Annotated in this window: 19 protein-coding genes and 1 riboswitch; of the genes, 17 read left to right on the forward strand and 2 right to left on the reverse strand. The window is 49.3% G+C overall.

Going from position 1 to position 17236, the window contains the following annotated elements:
* Positions 1-6 precede the first annotated feature (6 nt).
* Positions 7-534 carry a transposase gene (locus L3D05_RS24215; protein ID WP_239618957.1) on the reverse strand — a complete coding sequence of 176 codons (528 nt, stop codon included), beginning with the start codon at positions 532-534 and terminating at the stop codon, positions 7-9.
* Positions 535-690: 156 nt separating this feature from the next.
* Here L3D05_RS24215 and L3D05_RS24220 point away from each other — a divergent pair, with 156 nt between their 5' ends.
* From L3D05_RS24220 to rsmI, 11 genes are all read left to right on the forward strand, one after another.
* On the forward strand, positions 691-882 hold the full coding sequence (locus L3D05_RS24220) for a sigma factor G inhibitor Gin (protein ID WP_369418010.1): 192 nt from the start codon (positions 691-693) through the stop codon (positions 880-882).
* Positions 883-992: 110 nt separating this feature from the next.
* The gene (locus tag L3D05_RS24225) at positions 993-2510 is read left to right on the forward strand and encodes an aminotransferase class I/II-fold pyridoxal phosphate-dependent enzyme (RefSeq protein ID WP_239618958.1); all 1518 of its coding nucleotides are present in this window, start codon (positions 993-995) and stop codon (positions 2508-2510) included.
* 68 nt (positions 2511-2578) lie between these two features.
* Positions 2579-3991: a glycan biosynthesis hexose transferase WsfD gene (gene wsfD / locus L3D05_RS24230; protein ID WP_439647979.1), complete on the forward strand. Its 1413-nt coding sequence runs from the start codon at positions 2579-2581 to the stop codon at positions 3989-3991.
* Between the two features lie 25 nt (positions 3992-4016).
* Positions 4017-4655, forward strand: a complete 639-nt coding sequence (tmk, locus tag L3D05_RS24235) for a dTMP kinase (protein WP_239618960.1) — start codon at positions 4017-4019, stop codon at positions 4653-4655.
* An 89-nt stretch (positions 4656-4744) separates the two neighbouring features.
* Positions 4745-5074 carry a cyclic di-AMP receptor DarA gene (gene darA, locus L3D05_RS24240; RefSeq protein ID WP_115995932.1) on the forward strand — a complete coding sequence of 110 codons (330 nt, stop codon included), beginning with the start codon at positions 4745-4747 and terminating at the stop codon, positions 5072-5074.
* 22 nt (positions 5075-5096) lie between these two features.
* Entirely contained in the window at positions 5097-5540 is a 444-nt protein-coding gene (locus L3D05_RS24245; protein WP_239618961.1) for a YaaR family protein, read from the forward strand.
* A gap of 22 nt (positions 5541-5562) precedes the next feature.
* Positions 5563-6540, forward strand: a complete 978-nt coding sequence (gene holB, locus L3D05_RS24250) for a DNA polymerase III subunit delta' (RefSeq protein ID WP_239618962.1) — start codon at positions 5563-5565, stop codon at positions 6538-6540.
* Positions 6541-6542: 2 nt separating this feature from the next.
* Positions 6543-7343, forward strand: coding sequence for a PSP1 domain-containing protein (locus tag L3D05_RS24255; RefSeq protein WP_239618963.1), 801 nt, complete (start codon positions 6543-6545; stop codon positions 7341-7343).
* A gap of 87 nt (positions 7344-7430) precedes the next feature.
* Positions 7431-7796, forward strand: coding sequence for a DNA replication initiation control protein YabA (yabA, locus tag L3D05_RS24260; RefSeq protein WP_439647980.1), 366 nt, complete (start codon positions 7431-7433; stop codon positions 7794-7796).
* Positions 7797-7943: 147 nt separating this feature from the next.
* On the forward strand, positions 7944-8783 hold the full coding sequence (locus L3D05_RS24265) for a tRNA1(Val) (adenine(37)-N6)-methyltransferase (protein ID WP_239618965.1): 840 nt from the start codon (positions 7944-7946) through the stop codon (positions 8781-8783).
* A 29-nt stretch (positions 8784-8812) separates the two neighbouring features.
* The gene (gene rsmI / locus L3D05_RS24270) at positions 8813-9721 is read left to right on the forward strand and encodes a 16S rRNA (cytidine(1402)-2'-O)-methyltransferase (protein WP_239619026.1); all 909 of its coding nucleotides are present in this window, start codon (positions 8813-8815) and stop codon (positions 9719-9721) included.
* Between the two features lie 115 nt (positions 9722-9836).
* Here rsmI and L3D05_RS24275 read toward each other — a convergent pair whose 3' ends face one another.
* Positions 9837-10091, reverse strand: coding sequence for an AbrB/MazE/SpoVT family DNA-binding domain-containing protein (locus L3D05_RS24275; RefSeq protein WP_027086730.1), 255 nt, complete (start codon positions 10089-10091; stop codon positions 9837-9839).
* A gap of 332 nt (positions 10092-10423) precedes the next feature.
* Between L3D05_RS24275 and L3D05_RS24280 the strand changes: the two genes are divergently transcribed.
* The 6 genes from L3D05_RS24280 (at position 10424) to yabG (ending at position 17106) form a co-directional block, all read left to right on the forward strand.
* On the forward strand, positions 10424-11716 hold the full coding sequence (locus L3D05_RS24280) for an HD domain-containing protein (RefSeq protein WP_239618966.1): 1293 nt from the start codon (positions 10424-10426) through the stop codon (positions 11714-11716).
* Between the two features lie 48 nt (positions 11717-11764).
* Entirely contained in the window at positions 11765-12538 is a 774-nt protein-coding gene (locus L3D05_RS24285) for a TatD family hydrolase (RefSeq protein ID WP_239618967.1), read from the forward strand.
* 177 nt (positions 12539-12715) lie between these two features.
* A riboswitch (cyclic di-AMP (ydaO/yuaA leader) is annotated at positions 12716-12937 on the forward strand.
* Positions 12938-13215: 278 nt separating this feature from the next.
* The gene (locus tag L3D05_RS24290) at positions 13216-14373 is read left to right on the forward strand and encodes a resuscitation-promoting factor (RefSeq protein WP_239618968.1); all 1158 of its coding nucleotides are present in this window, start codon (positions 13216-13218) and stop codon (positions 14371-14373) included.
* 174 nt (positions 14374-14547) lie between these two features.
* The gene (gene rnmV, locus L3D05_RS24295) at positions 14548-15099 is read left to right on the forward strand and encodes a ribonuclease M5 (RefSeq protein WP_239618969.1); all 552 of its coding nucleotides are present in this window, start codon (positions 14548-14550) and stop codon (positions 15097-15099) included.
* A gap of 186 nt (positions 15100-15285) precedes the next feature.
* The gene (gene rsmA / locus L3D05_RS24300) at positions 15286-16164 is read left to right on the forward strand and encodes a 16S rRNA (adenine(1518)-N(6)/adenine(1519)-N(6))-dimethyltransferase RsmA (protein ID WP_305037464.1); all 879 of its coding nucleotides are present in this window, start codon (positions 15286-15288) and stop codon (positions 16162-16164) included.
* Positions 16165-16227: 63 nt separating this feature from the next.
* Positions 16228-17106 carry a sporulation peptidase YabG gene (gene yabG, locus L3D05_RS24305; RefSeq protein ID WP_239618970.1) on the forward strand — a complete coding sequence of 293 codons (879 nt, stop codon included), beginning with the start codon at positions 16228-16230 and terminating at the stop codon, positions 17104-17106.
* Positions 17107-17236: the final 130 nt, after the last annotated feature.

Consider the following 17236-nt stretch of genomic DNA (forward strand, 5'->3'; position numbering starts at 1 on the left):
TTTGCGTTACTGGTGATAATAAGAGACTTCCTTGGATTCCAGTCGAATCACTCCGTCGCCGCGCTCGCGCCGAAGCGACAATAACAGCTTAATGCGAGGAGTAAGTAGCCATAGGTGCCAGTAAGCCATCGCAATGACGAGCGAGGAATGCGCCCATGGGTAGAATAGGCCTGCAACGCAGCACCCGACGAGGAACAGGTGGAAATGCAGCCGGCGGAACAGCGAAAGCTGAGTATCCATAATCGGAAGCGGTCCGATCCAAGGCCAATCCCTTCGGAACGTCCATCTTTTCTCTGACAGTTGGTCCACGCGGCGAATGGTTATTCGCAACACTAGAGCATGGACGAGGAGCATGACGATGGCGCCGACGGCCGAATAGATCAAACCGATCCAACCGTAGATAAAATAAAGCGCGGTTAGAACGAGCAACGCCGTAGACATGTAACTATACTTACTCTCGGGACGTAGTCCTATTTTACGAATGAGCCTATAATGGTAGAAGGTGGCATCTCGCATGATCGATGGTTCGCCCATCTTAATTCTGTCCTCCTTGAACTAAAAACGTATTCTGTTCATTACTATCGGATGTTATTGTTCTTATTGTTATGTTTAGTATAGATTTCTTACTATGAATGTGTATATTTTCATAGAATTCGGACATAATAGATGCAACAATAGGGAAGGGCAGGGATGTTCATGGAAGACAACGAACGAAAAACCTGCATCGTTTGCGGCGAGGCCAGGGAAGAAGGCATTACTGTTGTAACGGAATTCATCTGTACGTCATGCGAAGCTGAGATGGTTAATACGAACGCGGAGGATGACAAATATTCCTTTTTCGTGAAACAATTAAGGCAGCTATTCGTGCGGTTTCATGCTTAATAGAACATTAATGAACTTAACAGGGTTAGAGAGGAACAACGACCGATCGTTGTTCCTTTTTTTTTATTTGTCTATAATGATGGAATATTAGAAATGTAGGAGGAGTTAGGTTGTCGCATGGAAGTGAAAGAGCGCCGCTTTACGAGGCGCTAGTCGCTCATGACAGGCTGAAGGCTCATGCATTCCATGTGCCGGGACATAAGCAACGCGCAGCATGGGGGGATACGCTCGCGGCTTCCTATTTCAGCCATCTCTTAGCCCTTGATGTGACGGAGCTGTCGGACACGGATGATTTGCATCACCCGGAAGGACCGCTAGCAGACGCTCAGGAGCTCGCGGCTCAATGTTACGGTACGGATGAGACAAGATTTCTAGTGGGCGGGAGTACAGCCGGTAATCTTGCGATGATCATAGGAGTATGCCAACCAGGAGATCTGGTCATTGTGCAGAGAAACGTACATAAATCGATTATTCATGGTTTAATGCTAGCCGGAGTCCGAGCGGTGCTGTTGCCCCCGGATATCGACGAAGCTTCGGGATTGGCGACGGTACCGGGAAACAAGCTACTGCAGTCGACACTTGAACGCAATCCCGATGCGAAAGCAGTCATCCTCTCTGCGCCTAATTATTATGGAATGAGTCCTGATCTGAAGCCGCTTGTTAAACTTGTTCACGAACAAGGAATTCCCGTACTCGTAGACGAAGCGCATGGAGCGCATTTCGGGTTTCATTCGCGTTTTCCGGACTCAGCGTTGCAATCGGGTGCAGACGTCGTCATTCAGTCGACGCATAAGATGCTCTCTTCGATGACGATGGGGGCGATGCTTCATATGCAAGGGGAGCGTATCCGTAGATCGGCGATACGGCATACTTTAACGATGGTGCAGAGCTCGAGCCCATCATTTCCGATCATGGCGTCATTGGATTTAGCACGTATGCAGCTCCATACTCAAGGCGAACATGCCTTTAATACGGCACTGGATGCTGTGTCGCAGGCGGTAGAAGGAATCGGGGTTACGTCATTCAGAGCATTGGGTTATGGTGAATATGCAAGCTCAGGGATCTCTTACGATCCGTTAAAACTCGTTCTGTTCGATGAGACGGAAAGATTAAGCGGATTTACGCTTAGAGACGAGTTGCTGCGGAGAAACTGTATAGCGGAGATGGCGGATGCCAGGTATGTCGTCATGGCTTTCGGGACGGGTTCCACGTTGGACGATGGCATGTGCTTGAGGGAAGCGTTGCTGGACATCACTGCCGCCGATAGCGGTAACGGTATCGATAATGCAGAACATACGAACAAGAACAATGGAGTTACTAAGGCCCTACCGAGAACTTATCAATCTCCTATAGATTCCAACACGGATTCAAGCGCTGTAATTGAACCTGTATTATTCGGGCGAGAAGGGTTCCCTTCGCATTCTGTACCCATTGATCGTTGCGTGGGTTTAACGGCAGCGGAATGGATAATTCCATATCCTCCAGGTATACCCGTACTCTATCCCGGCGAGATCATCACGGAAAATATCGTGAACCAATTAAAGCTCTGGAAGCACGAGGGAGCACAAATTCAAGGCGCTCATGATCCTGAATTGCAAAACATCGAAGTAAGGAAGGAATTAAGTTGACGTAATAGAGGTGAACGAAAATAAAACAGGATTCCAATCGGGAGATTCGAATAATCGTAGCGTGGGTAATGGGTATCACAGCGAGTCTTCTAATAATAGGGCTCTTAATGATTCCTCCTGTGATCGGGATGGCGGACAGCGGTGATTTCGGACGCGTGTTAGGCGTAACCGGATTGGCGGTGCTGGACCCTCATCAATCGTACGAGCAGTTATATTTTAATTACGCGCACCAAAAGTACGGATACGGCGGATATCAACTAGGCGGATATGTGTCCACGCATGTTATTCTAGTCGCGATTGCAGGGTGGATCGGGAGAATCGTGAATAGCGAAGTGTTCGATATTCGAATTCTTGGATTAACCTATTCGGTATTTTTCGTCTGGGCGCTGACTTTGCTTGTAAGGAACGCGCCAGAGGCCGGCAACAAAAGAAATACATTAATCGTTACGTTAGCATTATCCCTTAGCTTGTTGTTCGTATTTGGCGATATCGGGTACTTAGCCTATTTCCAATCGTTCTTCGGTGAGCCGTTCGCACTGATCGCTACGTTGCTGATGGTGGCTTCAGCGATTGCATTAGCTTCTTCTCCTAGACCTACAGGGAAACTGCTAGCCTTATTCATAGTAGCTGCATTAGCGGTGGCCACCTCGAAAATTCAGAATGCGCCGTTAGGGTTTGTATTCGCGTTGCTAACTTGGAGAATGAGCGGGTTAAGGGTCGATATCAAATGGAGAAAACAAGTGTGGGCGGGAGTGGCCATACTCCTATTCGGTTCCGCGTTGATGATCCTCGTTGCGCCGGATAGGCTTAAGAATACGAACCTCTATCAATCCATCTTCTACGGAGTATTGAAGGATTCGCCGAACGTGGCAAGAGATATGAAAGAACTGGGTATACCGGAAAAATACGCTGTGCTTGCGGGAACGAATTATTTTCAGAAGGATACGGCGATTCCGCAGAAGGACCCTATCTTGCGACAGGAAGTGCTGGAGCAACTGAGCCATAAAGATATTGCGATGTATTATTTGCGTCACCCTTCCAGGTTTATGCAGAAGCTGGATAGGGCGGCCGAGAATGCCATGTATATCCGGCCTTATTACCTGGGCAATTACGATCAATCGGCAGATAAACGGCCTAAGGAGATTTCCTATTCGTTCAGCGCATGGAGCCAATGGAAGGACAAACAAATGCCGAACAGCGCGGGAGTGTACATTGGCCTCATCTTCGCGTACTATGTAGCGCTAGGCGTCTTGTGGTGGCGAAACCGATCCAGAAGGCTAAGGCTAGTAGCAGAAACATTAGCGGTTATTGCTTTGGCGGGCGTCTTTTCTTGCGTTGTACCTTTAATAGGCGATGGAGAGGCGGATCTCGGCAAGCATTTGTTTATGTTTAATGTCTGCTTTGATATGATGGTAATAAGCGTAATAACGGGAGCGGTCTACGGACTCGTTCGTCTCGTTGAGCGAAGAAATCGGACATAGGGGTTAGTTGAAAGGGGTAAGCCAGGTGTCGGGCGGACTGTTCATTACAATAGAAGGCGGAGAAGGCGCGGGGAAGACGACGCTTATCTCCAGATTGTCGGAAAGAATTTATGTGGAAACGAAACGAAAAACGCTCAGTACCCGGGAACCGGGAGGAGTTCCGATCGCGGAATCAATCCGTAAGGTGATACTGGATACGAAGAACACGAAAATGGAAGCGAAGACCGAAGCCTTACTATACGCAGCGGCTCGTCGACAACATCTCGTCGAAGTTGTGATGCCGGCATTGAGCAGGGAAAACATCATTATTTGCGATCGTTTCGTCGATAGCAGTCTTGCTTATCAAGGTCATGCGCGAGGACTGGGAATCGATAAGGTTTGGGAGATCAACCGGTTTGCAACGGAAGATTGCATGCCCCACCTGACGCTGTATCTCGATATTGATCCGGAATTAGGACTGTCCCGTATCGAGGCGAATGCCCATCGCGAGGTGAACCGACTCGATTTGGAAAACTTGTCTTTCCATACGAAAGTTAGGGAAGGTTATATGGAGGTCTTAAAAAGGTTTCCGGACAGAATCCGAATGCTGGATGCTTCGGGCAATCCGGATGAAATCGCCGACCAGGCTTGGGAGCATGTAAGCAAGTTACTGAGCGAACAATGATCAAAAAAGAGGATTTTAGCGTATAAGTGTCCAATTTATATATAAGAAGCTACAGACCCCTATTTAAGAACTTAGAGGAGGCCTGAACGATGAAATTACTGATAGCTGTCATTCAAGATAAGGATAGCAACCGTTTATCCAACGCACTAATTAAGGAAGGGTTCCGGGCAACTAAGCTGGCTAGTACTGGCGGGTTCTTGCGCGCAGGAAATACGACTTTCCTGATCGGAATCGAGGACGACCGAATTCAAAGCGCGCTCGACGTTATTCGAGCGAATTGCAAAGTGCGGGATCAGCTGGTTACCCCGGTATCGCCTGTTAGTGGTGCCGCGGATTCTTACATCCCTTTTCCTGTCGAAGTGCAGGTTGGCGGAGCGGCCGTGTTCGTGCTTCCGGTTGAGCGGTTTGAACACTTCTAATGTGGCCGGGCGGTGATTGTGGATGAAGATTCAGACAGGCTTCTACCCCGTTAACAAGACAGTACAGCGGGGCGAGATGACGGCTAGGCCAACGCAGACTCAGAACTTCGGCGATATGATGCAGCAGCAGGAAGAGCAGCGAACGCACGAAGAGCTTCAGCGGAAGCTGGAGGATATCCGGATGCAAGGCGAGCGGTTGACCCGTTCCATGACCGTGCGGGAATTGGTTCTGTATCGGCAGATGGTTAAAGCATTCTTAGAGGACACGGTTCGTCGGGGAATTGCTTTGAAGGAGACCAAAGGCTGGGACCGGAGAGGTCGCGGCAAAAGATATAAATTGTTGGAAGAGGTCGACTCGATGCTCGTTGCTATGGGCGAAGAGCTACTGCAGAGCGAAGAAGGCAGAATAGATCTTCTTCAGAAGGTCGGCGAAATTCGTGGAATACTAATCAATATCGTATTTTAAGTTCGACGTAAGGAGCATCATCATGGGATTTCAACACCTATCGGGGCAAGAAAGGGCAAAAGCCCTTCTGCAGAATGCGCTGGCTTCCCGTAAAATCGCGCACGCTTACTTGTTCGCGGGACCGGCCGGTTCAGGTCGTCGGGAAATGGCAAATGTATTTGCCCAAGCCCTGTTCTGCGAAAGAGGCGGGAACGATGCTTGCGGCGAATGTCTGGAATGCCGTAAGGTGATGCATGGCAACCATCCCGATCTCCATGTCATTACTCCGGATGGGGCAACGGTAAAGATCGAGCAGATTCGTACGCTTCAGAGGGAGTTAGCCTATCGCAGCGTGGGAGCGGGTTATAAGGTCTATATCATTGAAGGCGCGGAGACGATGACCGTTCAAGCGAGCAATAGCTTGCTTAAGTTTCTGGAAGAGCCTCCATCTCCCGTTGTGGCTATCCTGTTAGCACCCAGTGCCCAAGCGGTATTGCCTACGATATTATCGCGTACGCAACTGATCGCATTCGTGCCGGGAGACCGGGAAGCGTTGGAAAAGGTACTCGTACAAGAGGGTAAATCTCCGCTTCTGGCACGCGCGGCGGTGAATCTTGCATCCGGCTTGAATGCTAGCAGAAAATTAGTAGAAGAGAATTGGTTTGCAGAGATCCGAAACGTAGTGATACAATTAGGCAAGGAGAATCCAACCCGGTTCACTGCGAGTCTGCTTCAAGCACAAGCGCAGGTATTTAAAACGGATCTCTCGGAACATGTGGAAACTTTGCTACAGTTGTTAGCTTTGTGGTATAGAGATATGATCTACGCAATGACCGACCGTCAGAGCCAGATGGTATTTCCGGACCAATCGGAATGGATCTCGAAGACGGCATGGAGCCGATCTGTCCAATCCTGGGTTGCGGTTATGGAGTCCGCGCTGACGGCGGCAAGACGAATAAAGGCTCATGTGGCGCCTCAATTGGCGCTTGAGCAATTTCTGGTGAACGTGCGGGAGGGATAGATTTGTACGATGTGGTGGGAGTCCGCTTCAAGAAGGCGGGCAAAATCTATTATTTCGATCCCGCCGAGCATCCGGTGTCCAAAGATCAGCATGTCATCGTGGAGACGGCGCGTGGCGTAGAATACGGCAAAGTCGTCGTTGGCCCGAAGACGGTAGGAGAAGCGGATGTCGTTCTTCCTCTGAAGAAAGTCATTCGGGTAGCGGGAGATCCCGACGCGAAGGCGGTCGAGGAAAACCGCAGTGCAGCTAAGAACGCGTTTACCGTTGGACTGCAGAAAATCAAGGATCACGCGCTTAAGATGAAGCTCGTGGACGTGGAATACACGTTTGACCGGAACAAAATCATCTTCTATTTTACAGCTGAAGGACGCGTCGATTTCCGGGAATTGGTGAAGGATTTGGCCGGTGTATTCCGGACCCGCATCGAATTGCGGCAGATCGGCGTGCGCGATGAAGCTAAGATGCTCGGTGGTATCGGGCCGTGCGGGCGCGTGCTTTGTTGTTCTTCTTGGTTAGGCGATTTCGAACCGGTCTCCATTAAGATGGCGAAGGATCAGAATTTATCGCTTAATCCAACGAAAATATCAGGCTTGTGCGGTCGCTTAATGTGTTGTTTGAAATACGAGCATGACAACTATGAAAGTGCCAAAGAAGAATTACCTGCGGTTGGCCGTACGGTTGTGACTTCCATGGGCGAAGGTAAGGTCGTCGGGATTAACATTGGCAGCCGTAGCGTACACGTTCAGTTGTTCGACCTGGGTAAGGTGAAAGAGTTGCCATTTGACGATGTCGTCTTGAAATAATTCGTGACGACTGGACATGGTGAATCATCACTTTGCATCAGTCTCACTCCAATCGACATAATCGTGCCTTGAGGTGGATCGTTGTTCATGAAAGACATTTTCCTTCGCGTGGAAGAGCTCGAATCGCATTTAGGAGACGTACATGCCGACTTCGGGGATCTCAAGCTGAAGATTAAAGAGTTGTTGGAAGAGAACCAACGACTTAGAATCGAAAATCAGCAGTTAAGAAAAGTACTGAAGCGGGAAACAGAACCCGCAGCAATGACCCAAGAAGTGGCGGAAGAACCGGCTGCCATCAAGGGAGACAAGCCGTCAGTCGTCATGGGCGTCGGCGAGGGTTATGATAATTTAGCCCGGTTGTATCATGAAGGCTTTCATATTTGCAATGTGTACTATGGTCATTTGCGAATGGAAGGCGACTGCTTGTTCTGTTTATCTTTCTTAAGCAAATAGCCATTACGATTAAAAGCAACGTACCTCTCGAGGCGCGTTGCTTTTTCTTTAGTTTTCCTGCTATATGCTCCAAACATTGCGATAGGCCAAGGAATCAAGTAAGCTAAGTGGCGTGAACCATTATTTTGTTGGAAGGTGCATGATGGAATGGAACCGAATCCGATGAAAGAAGTCGAACCGTCTTTGCAAGCGGGAGAACGGCTTGACGATCTTCTTACTCATAACTTACAAATTATCCAAAGCTCAGAAGTATTCAGCTTCTCGCTGGATGCCGTATTACTGGCGAGGTTTGCCGGAGTGCCCCCGAAAGGGCGCATTCTCGATCTATGCACGGGTAACGGCGTAATCCCTATGTTGCTTACGACTAGAACCGATGCAACGATTGACGGCGTGGAGATTCAGCCTCGTTTGGCGGATATGGCGAGACGAAGCGTGGCTCTGAACGGATTAACCGATAAAATCAATATCGTGGAGGGGGATTTGCGCGAATGGAAACCGAATGGCGAGCTTTATGACGCCATTACGGTTAATCCTCCATACCTTCCTCTGCAAAGTGGCGATTACAAGGAGAATCACCATCAAGCGATGGCGCGCCATGAGATCGGCTGCAAGCTGGAGGATGTGATCGCCGCCTGCGCCAGATCCGTACGAATCGGCGGACGCGTTGCCATGGTGCATCGTCCGAGCCGAATGGTCGATATTATCGATCTCATGCGCCGATATCGTCTGGAGCCGAAGAGGATAAGGTTCGTTCATCCCCGTAAAGAAGCGGAAGCGAACATGATATTAATAGAAGGAACACGAGACGGCAAGCCAGAGGTAAGGCTGTTGCCGCCGCTGATCGTATATGAGGAAGACGGGGAATATACCCCCGAATTGCTCGCAGTATTTTATGGCCAAGCTGCCGAATTGCCCGATTTCAAACGACAGAACGGGAGAGCGCCGCTAACTAGGACAACGAATGAAAGGGAGGAGGGAAGTAAGTGAGTAATGAAAGCAATGACAAAGGGGTAAACATGGAGAAAGCAACCGTTCAGAAGAGCTTCGCTGCCCGGGAGGTTCCCGGAACTTTGTATTTGGTTGCCACCCCGATTGGCAACTTGGAAGATATGACCTTCCGTGCCATTCGAACTCTTAAGGAAGTACAGTTAATTGCCGCAGAAGATACAAGGCAGACTCGAAAGCTGCTTACGCATTATGAAATCCAGAACAGGTTAGTTAGCTATCATGAGCACAATCGGGACGCAAGCGGGCCTGAGCTCATTCGGATGCTGCTAGAGGGCCAGCATATCGCATTGGTGAGCGATGCCGGTATACCTGCCATCTCCGATCCGGGAGCCGATCTTGTGCGGGACGCGGTAGCCGAAGGCATTCCAGTCGTTCCGATCCCGGGAGCTAACGCCGCGTTGTCGGGGCTCATCATCTCCGGACTTCCCACCGATCGATTCTTGTTCGTCGGGTTTCCCCCGCGCGACCGCAAAGGTTTGAACAAGGTACTGGATAGCCTGGCCGGAGAAACCGGGACATTGCTGTTCTACGAATCGCCTCATAGATTGAAGAAAACGTTAACTGTGATCGAAGAACGATGGAGTAAGCGTAAGATGGCCATCGTACGGGAACTGACGAAGCGGCATGAGGAAGTTATCCGCGGAACGGTAACTGCGTGCTTGGGGCAGATCGAACAAGTTCCTCCGCTTGGAGAGTGCTGCATTATAATAGAAGGAACAAGTTCGAACGAAGAGGGAATGACGGCAGGAGAAGCGGGTATAGGGCAATGGTGGTCGCCATTAACTTTAGCCGAGCACGTAGCTCACTATGAGTCTCGACAACTAAACCGTAAGGAAGCGATGAAGTCGGCCGCAACGGACCGTGGCCTATCCAGGCGCGATGTCTATCAAGCACTTCTGGGAGAAAGCGACGAATAATGGAATAAGCGCAAAAAAAAGCCTCCCGACATCATCTCGGGAGGGGCGCAAGGAGTATTAAAAAGGTTGGAATTAACAATTATTAGAATACAGTTTTTATTATAAACTATTTTCTCTAATTTGTCACAGGTGAAGGCAAATCCTTCAAACATTCTCTGCAAACAATTTTTCCCTTGAAGTAAGTAACGTTCTCTGCATTTCCGCAGAAGATACAAGCAGGCTCGTATTTCTTAAGCATGATGCGCTCTCCGTCTACGTAAATCTCAAGAGCGTCTTTCTCGCCGATACCTAATGTACGGCGCAATTCGATCGGAATAACCACCCGTCCCAATTCATCAACTTTCCGTACGATACCTGTAGATTTCATCATTTGGTAATACCCCTCTCATAAGGTTAAAATAAAAACAAACGGACCCTTTCAAGTTGAGCTTGTCCGTGTTCGCCAGCATTCGACAAAGTTCTCTGTTTTCCGTTTTCTATCGTACCAACCTTTCCCAAAAAAGTCAACCTGAATTGCTAGTGTTGAAGGCCTTTTATTGCTGAGAATTTCCTGAGAATACTATTAAATAAGGCGATTTGAAGAACTAAGATACATGTCTCAAAGCTCGGAATAAAAGGAAGGCGAAATTCGACATCATTCGACATAAAACGCTGATGTATTTGGTATATTGTCGAAAACTGACAAATAATGAGGTGGAGTCCATGCTCAAGAAATTGCTAGAGGAGAAGGTTTTTAAGGATCCCGTGCATCATTCTATATACGTACAGGACCTGACTATCTGGAAACTCATTAATACGCCTGAATTTCAGCGACTTAGAAGAATTCGCCAGTTAGGCACCTCCTATCTCACTTTTCATGGAGCGGAGCACAGTCGTTTTTCCCATTCCTTGGGTGTATATGAAATTACAAGGAAAATAATCTCTCAGTTTGAGCGTAATGGATACTCGGATTGGCCGCAAGAGGAAAAATTAGTCAGTCTATGTGCTTCTTTGTTGCATGATGTCGGACATGGTCCGTTTTCTCATTCTTTGGAACAAATTTTCGATACCGACCATGAACAGTGGACCTGCGAGATTATTCTGGGGGATACCGGAGTCAATCGCGTCCTACGCGAGGTTGATCCGCAATTTCCTGCTCGAGTGGCCGCGGTCATCCGCAAGAAATACGAGAAACCAATTGTCGTGAGCTTGGTATCGAGCCAGCTTGACGCGGATCGGATGGATTATTTGCTTCGGGATGCTTATTTTACGGGAGTGAATTACGGTACATTCGATTTGGACCGTATCCTACGCGTATTGCGTCCTTATCAAGGAAAGATCGTGGTGAAAGACAGCGGAATGCACGCCGTCGAAGATTACCTCATGTCCCGTTACCAGATGTATTGGCAAATTTACTTTCATCCGGTTACCCGAAGCTCGGAGATCATTCTACGGCAAATTTTTCGCAGAGCAAGCGAGCTGTACCGTACAGGATATGAATTTGCCTTTATGCTGCCGCCAATCCGTGCGTTGTTAGCCGGCAATATTGCCCTTGAACAATACATAAAACTCGACGAAGCGATGGTACAAACAACCTTCGGACAATGGTCGGAAGAACGGGATGAGCTGTTGTCGGATTTGTGTCGACGATTCCTGAATCGACAGCTCTATAAATACGTTCCATTAAATCCGGAGGACCAAAGCTGGCTTGAGGAAGTTCGACAGGAATGGCAACAAATCGGGCTCAACCCGGAGTATCATCTTGAGGTCGATACCCCTATGGATTCGCCATATGATGTATATAAACCGGGGACGTTGCCCGATGCTAAGGAGAAGCCTCCGATCCTATTATTGGATGAGCAGGAGCAATTGACGGAGATCTCCGTCAAATCGGATATTATACAGTCAATAGCCGGTCTGCATCGCGGGAAATACTACATTTATTATCCGGAGGATAAGGTACTTCCACACGTCCACAAGCTCCGATCCGAGACGCGCAAAAAACTATCTATATAATAGAAGAAAGCGATTTATATTTACTATAGAAGGGAGACATTTTCCGACATGCTTATTGACACACACGCCCACCTGGATTCTCCCAAATTCGACGCCGATCGCGAAGCGGTTATATCCCGCGCTCTTGAGGCAGGGATCGACACGATCGTCAATATTGGCTTTAACCGAGAAACGATTCCAACGACGATGGCATTAGCTGAAAAGTACCCCTTTATATACGCTGTCGTAGGTTGGCACCCTACAGATGCGATAGAGATGAAGCTGGAAGAAGATCTCGCCTGGATTGAGCAGTTATGCAACCATCCCAAAGTCGTGGCCATCGGAGAAATCGGCCTCGATTACTACTGGGATACCTCACCGAAGGAAATACAGCATATTGTATTTCGTGAACAAATCCGACTGGCCAGACGTTTGAACAAGCCGATCGTGATTCATAACCGTGATGCTCATGAAGATGTAGTGAGGATTCTTAAAGAAGAGAAAGCGGAGGAAGTGGGCGGAATCATGCATTGCTTCTCCGGCAGTCCCGAAACGGCGAAAAAATGCCTCGATATGAACTTCTATATTAGCTTCGGAGGACCGGTTACGTTCAAAAACGCAAGAGTTCCTAAAGAGGTTCTGGAGCGGGTTCCATTAGACCGAATATTGCTCGAAACGGATGCTCCTTATTTAGCTCCGCACCCTCATCGAGGACAACGAAATGAATCGGCTTTTGTTCGTCTTGTCGCCGAGACGGCAGCGGAAATAAAAGGAATTTCATTGGCAGAAATGTCACGTATTACAAGCGAAAATGCTCAACGTTGTTTGGGCATAACGAGATAAACGGATAATATGGGAGTAAAACAGCCTGCTTTGAAGAAAAAACTAGCATTTGCTTAGAATAATCCTTAAGAAATCGTCTATTTCCGTAAAAATGGGGAAATTCGTCCGATGCATCATCTTTACACCGTTGGTGAGTAGAGGTTATTATCATCAACAGAAGTTCGAATATGACATTCCTTTTCCAGTGCGCTTAATCTCCCGAGTGGGAGAGTGGGGGACCCAACGCAACGACGTTTATGTGTACAAACGTCCAAAGCGGTCCGAGCAATCTTGGGGTGAATTATGCAAGTGTTATGGACGCGGCTCTATCTGAGTAACTCGGCCTAACAGGAGCAAATAGGGCAACTCTCTTTCGCCCGAACCCGACAGCTAACCCCGCAAGCGTGATAGAGAGAGGTCAACCTCGTGCCGCGATAATTCCCTTTAATTCTACTACATGCGGAAGCCACGAACAGGTCCTCTGTCTCGATGGCTTTTTGTGTTGAAAAAAAGAGCCGTGAGAGCTTGTACACCTTGCAAAAGGGTACAACGAACTGGACAAGGCGGCACTTAATCATTACGGCCAGAATGTGAGAGACTGGCTGATAATAGAGTGTCGATAACCATTTTGGATTAGTCGCGTCTGACAAGTATCATGCATCACAGTCGACGGCGGGGCTATGAAGGAGGAGCGAGATATGGGCAGTATTCCTACTGAGGAAACCCATGTTCCACGACCGACCGGCAAGCTTTTCGCACTGCGATGGAAGCATGAGCATTTGCGCGCAGCTCTACTAGGCGCAATTCTCGTTTTTGCCATCACCATCATGTTCGTATCGCTGTTACAGAGAGCAGCGACTAAGAGCATCACGATTATCGATAACGGAATCGCATCCGTTCTCAAAACCAAATCTTCGAACGTACTTAATTTGCTCGAAGAGCAGGACATCGAAGTTGGACCGCACGACCGCCTTTCGTTATTGCCTACCGATTCTCTTAAAGAGGGTAGCCAGCTCGTCATTGATCGGGCAGTAGGAGTAACGGTTAAAGCGGACGGCAAACAGCAAGTTGCCTATACGACCGAAGATACGGTTGGGGGAGTCATAAGCACGTTAGCTATTAAGCTGTCGGATCATGACCGGGTAGTTCCGGCGATGAACAGCCCCTTGAAAGAGGGAATGACAGTGGCGGTCGTCAGGGTACATAAAGAAGTCACAGAGACCAAGTACCCGATCGCTTACAAGGTTGTGAAGCAGGACAATGACAAGCTGGAAACCGGCAAACAAAAAATCGTGACCGCAGGGAAGAATGGCCTTGTCGTATTCAAGACCGAGCGGGTGTACGAGGATGGCAAGCTGGTTAGTCAGGAAATGATCGAGAAAACCGTCGCTCAGCCTGCCGTACAGCAAGTCGTTGCAATTGGAACAATGAAGAAAGCGGAAGTGGCTACGTTAACGTATAACGGTCCGCCATCCGCATCAGAAGCGCAAGTCGTGAAGTTAAACGGACAAAGCGTAAAAGTTAAACGCATGCTTCACAATGTAACGCTGACCGCTTACTCGGCCGGATTTGCTTCAACGGGTAAGTCCGAAGGAGATTACGGTTATGGAGTTACAGCGTCGGGCACAGTCGTTCAAGAAGGCCGCACGATTGCGGTGGATCCGAAAGTGATCCCCATTGGCTGGTGGGTCTACATCGACGGCATTGGATTCAGAAGAGCCGAAGATACAGGCAGCGCCGTCAAAGGCAAGAAGATCGATGTTTATTACGATAGCGAATCGCGTGCGAACAAGTTCGGGTTAAAACGCGGCTATAAGGTATACGTAATCGGACCGAAAAAGCCATCATTGGATTAATCCGAGAAGCTGCATGCGTTTGAATAGCAAGATTAGTCGGGGAGAGGCTGAAAAGCCGCTTCCCGGCTTTTGTTTTAAATACGGCCATAGGGGATTGCGTTCGATGTACTTGCCGTCTTCCTGAATCTCGTATAGGCTTGTAGGAATGGCTGTGTAAAGGCGGAATGAAATGTTATGATTCGAGAAATGATTGTCGTTGAGGGGAAGGACGATACAACGGCTGTCCATAGGGCTGTCGGAGCCGATACGATCGAGACGGGCGGGTCCGCGATCGGAGAGGACGTGCTTAGGCGCATCGAGTTGGCTTATGAACGTCGCGGAGTCATCGTTCTGACAGATCCGGATGCCCCTGGGGAGCGCATCCGTAAGATCGTTACGGAACGCGTGCCGGGCTGCAAACATGCTTTCCTTACGAAGAGCGAGGCAAGAAGCCGCAAAGGAATCGGAGTCGAGCATGCGTCCGATGAGGCGATACGCAGAGCATTGGAAGCTGTGCGAAGCCCTGAGGGCGATTCCGGAGAGCTTGGAGAGATAGATTGGAGCGATCTGCTCGATGCAGGGCTTATCGTGCAGGCGTCAGCTGCAAGCCGCAGAGAACGCATGGGAGAGCTTCTAGGAATCGGGTACGCGAACGGCAAACAATTTTACAAAAGGTGTCTCATGTTCCGGATTACGCGAGTTGAGTTTCTAGCCGCGTTGGAACAGCTGGAGCGGGAAGGGTTATAGACGAACATGAAGAAAACGACAGATAAGAACGGCGGAGCCAAAAGCGGAGGTACTAACCGCGGTACTAAGAACGGCGGGGAAAAGAAGTACGGTCCCCATACGAAGCCTTACCAATACTTTAAGTCGTCCAAGCCGGAGGGCGCAGCGGCAAAAACGAGCGGTTCGTCGGGTACGAGTTCCAACGACATGCTGAAGGAGATTGCCACCTCCAGCCGCACGCGCGATATTATTCGCAAGCATGGCTTTACCTTCAAGAAGAGCTTGGGGCAGAACTTCCTAATCAACTCGGATGTATTGGATCAGATTATTGCCGCCGCAGGCCTGGATGAGACGCGTGGAGCGTTGGAAGTCGGTCCTGGGATCGGATCGCTCACGGAACGGCTGGCGAAGGCGGCGGGTAAAGTAGCGTCGGTCGAAATCGACAGGCGCCTTATTCCGATACTAGAAGATGTACTATCTCCGTACGGGAACGTTAACGTTGTCCATAGCGATATTCTAAAGACCGATCTTCAGCAGTTATGGAAAGAGCAGTTCGCGGGACTCGCGGGCGTAAGCGTAGTGGCCAATCTTCCTTACTACGTCACGACTCCGATCATCATGAAGCTGCTGGAAGAAAGACTGCCGCTGGAGAATATCGTTGTTATGGTGCAGAAGGAAGTCGCCCAGAGAATGGCGGCTAAGCCCGGCGGGAAGGATTTCGGAAGCTTAAGCATTGCCGTGCAATACTACTGCGAGCCTGAGCTCGTGTGTATCGTGCCTGGTAAAGCGTTCATTCCTGCGCCTAACGTGGAATCCGCGGTCATTAAGCTGAAACGTCGTGCGGAGCCCGCCGTGATCGTGTCCGACGAAGCGAAGTTCTTCCATGTCGTTCAGACTTCATTCGCGCAGCGTCGCAAGACGCTAGCAAATAACCTCGCGGCGTTGTCCGGCAAAGACCGTAAAGGCGAGCTGACGGAATTGTTATTAGCGTGCGATATTAATCCGGAGCGCCGCGCGGAGACATTATCTCTCCAAGAATTCGCGCGAGTATGCGAAGCGTTAATCCGAAGCGGGATGCTCGTTTAAAGTTCGGGGACGCGCACCCGAAGTTCATTCGCACCATAGGATAGACGAAGAGGTGATTTGCCCATGAAGCAGGGGGATCTAGTCGTTCGCAAATCCTATGGTGGAGACGTATTGTTCCGGGTCGCTGCATTCGCCGCGCATCAAGCCGTACTCAGGGGAATGGATTATCGCTTGCTTGCCGACGCGCCGATTGAAGATCTCCAAACGGTGCGAAATCCGGACGAGCTAGGTGGGACGCGCCAAGCGCGCGTGCAGGCGAACGAATCATTGCGCCGCATGAACGAGGAACGTAATCGGCAAGCCGCGCGGGTAGGGTTCTCTACGGCTCTAGATGACCGCAGGCAGCCCTTCTTCGAGGTGCCAGGCAAAGTTCTCCACTTAGACGGAGATGCCAACTATTTGAGGAAGAGCATGCAGGTATATAACCAATTAAAGGTGCCTGCAGAAGGAATACATTGCCACGAGTCGCAGATGCCTCAGGTTCTATTACGAACGCTTCCTCAACTGCATCCGGATATTGTCGTGATTACCGGACATGACGGCGTTCTCAAGCAACGAGAGGATCTGCAGCAGCTCAGCAGCTACAAAAATTCATTGAATTTCGTGCAAGCGGTAAATGTGGCTAGAGACTACGAGCGTAATCGCGATTCGCTGGTGGTCATCGCGGGAGCCTGTCAATCCCACTTCGAAGCATTGCTTCAGGCGGGAGCGAATTTCGCAAGCTCTCCAGGCCGAATTATGATCCATGCGCTCGACCCTGTGTACGTGGCCGTTCGCGCTGCTTTCACCCCTTTCAGGGATACGATCAACATTGCCGACGTCATAGCTCATACGATTAGCGGAAGGCAGGGCGTTGGGGGAATCGAAACGATGGGGCGTTATCGGATAGGAGTCCCGAATTTAAAAGCGGTGAATCCGGAACAAAATGTGAACATTGTGTGACGAAAATGAAGATAACTTTAGAAAAACCCTAGATCCATAAGGAAAATGACCGTTGACATGAAATCAGCATCGTTGATATAATATTCTACTCATTTGACACCTCCCCTGATTTTAGATATAATTTACAGGG

The sequence above is a fragment of the Cohnella mopanensis genome (assembly GCF_022352055.1).
Classification (GTDB): Bacteria; Bacillota; Bacilli; order Paenibacillales; family Paenibacillaceae; genus Cohnella; species Cohnella mopanensis.

Bases quoted from the DNA above. Each gene is read 5' to 3' on its own strand.
- L3D05_RS24215 (WP_239618957.1), bottom strand. From the start codon at position 534: ATGGGCGAACCATCGATCATGCGAGATGCCACCTTCTACCATTATAGG.
- L3D05_RS24220 (WP_369418010.1), top strand. From the start codon at position 691: ATGTTCATGGAAGACAACGAACGAAAAACCTGCATCGTTTGCGGCGAG.
- wsfD (WP_439647979.1), top strand. From the start codon at position 2,579: ATGGGTATCACAGCGAGTCTTCTAATAATAGGGCTCTTAATGATTCCT.
- darA (WP_115995932.1), top strand. From the start codon at position 4,745: ATGAAATTACTGATAGCTGTCATTCAAGATAAGGATAGCAACCGTTTA.
- L3D05_RS24245 (WP_239618961.1), top strand. From the start codon at position 5,097: ATGAAGATTCAGACAGGCTTCTACCCCGTTAACAAGACAGTACAGCGG.
- holB (WP_239618962.1), top strand. From the start codon at position 5,563: ATGGGATTTCAACACCTATCGGGGCAAGAAAGGGCAAAAGCCCTTCTG.
- yabA (WP_439647980.1), top strand. From the start codon at position 7,431: ATGAAAGACATTTTCCTTCGCGTGGAAGAGCTCGAATCGCATTTAGGA.
- L3D05_RS24265 (WP_239618965.1), top strand. From the start codon at position 7,944: ATGGAACCGAATCCGATGAAAGAAGTCGAACCGTCTTTGCAAGCGGGA.
- rsmI (WP_239619026.1), top strand. From the start codon at position 8,813: ATGGAGAAAGCAACCGTTCAGAAGAGCTTCGCTGCCCGGGAGGTTCCC.
- L3D05_RS24275 (WP_027086730.1), bottom strand. From the start codon at position 10,091: ATGATGAAATCTACAGGTATCGTACGGAAAGTTGATGAATTGGGACGG.
- L3D05_RS24280 (WP_239618966.1), top strand. From the start codon at position 10,424: ATGCTCAAGAAATTGCTAGAGGAGAAGGTTTTTAAGGATCCCGTGCAT.
- L3D05_RS24285 (WP_239618967.1), top strand. From the start codon at position 11,765: ATGCTTATTGACACACACGCCCACCTGGATTCTCCCAAATTCGACGCC.
- L3D05_RS24290 (WP_239618968.1), top strand. From the start codon at position 13,216: ATGGGCAGTATTCCTACTGAGGAAACCCATGTTCCACGACCGACCGGC.
- rnmV (WP_239618969.1), top strand. From the start codon at position 14,548: ATGATTCGAGAAATGATTGTCGTTGAGGGGAAGGACGATACAACGGCT.
- rsmA (WP_305037464.1), top strand. From the start codon at position 15,286: ATGCTGAAGGAGATTGCCACCTCCAGCCGCACGCGCGATATTATTCGC.
- yabG (WP_239618970.1), top strand. From the start codon at position 16,228: ATGAAGCAGGGGGATCTAGTCGTTCGCAAATCCTATGGTGGAGACGTA.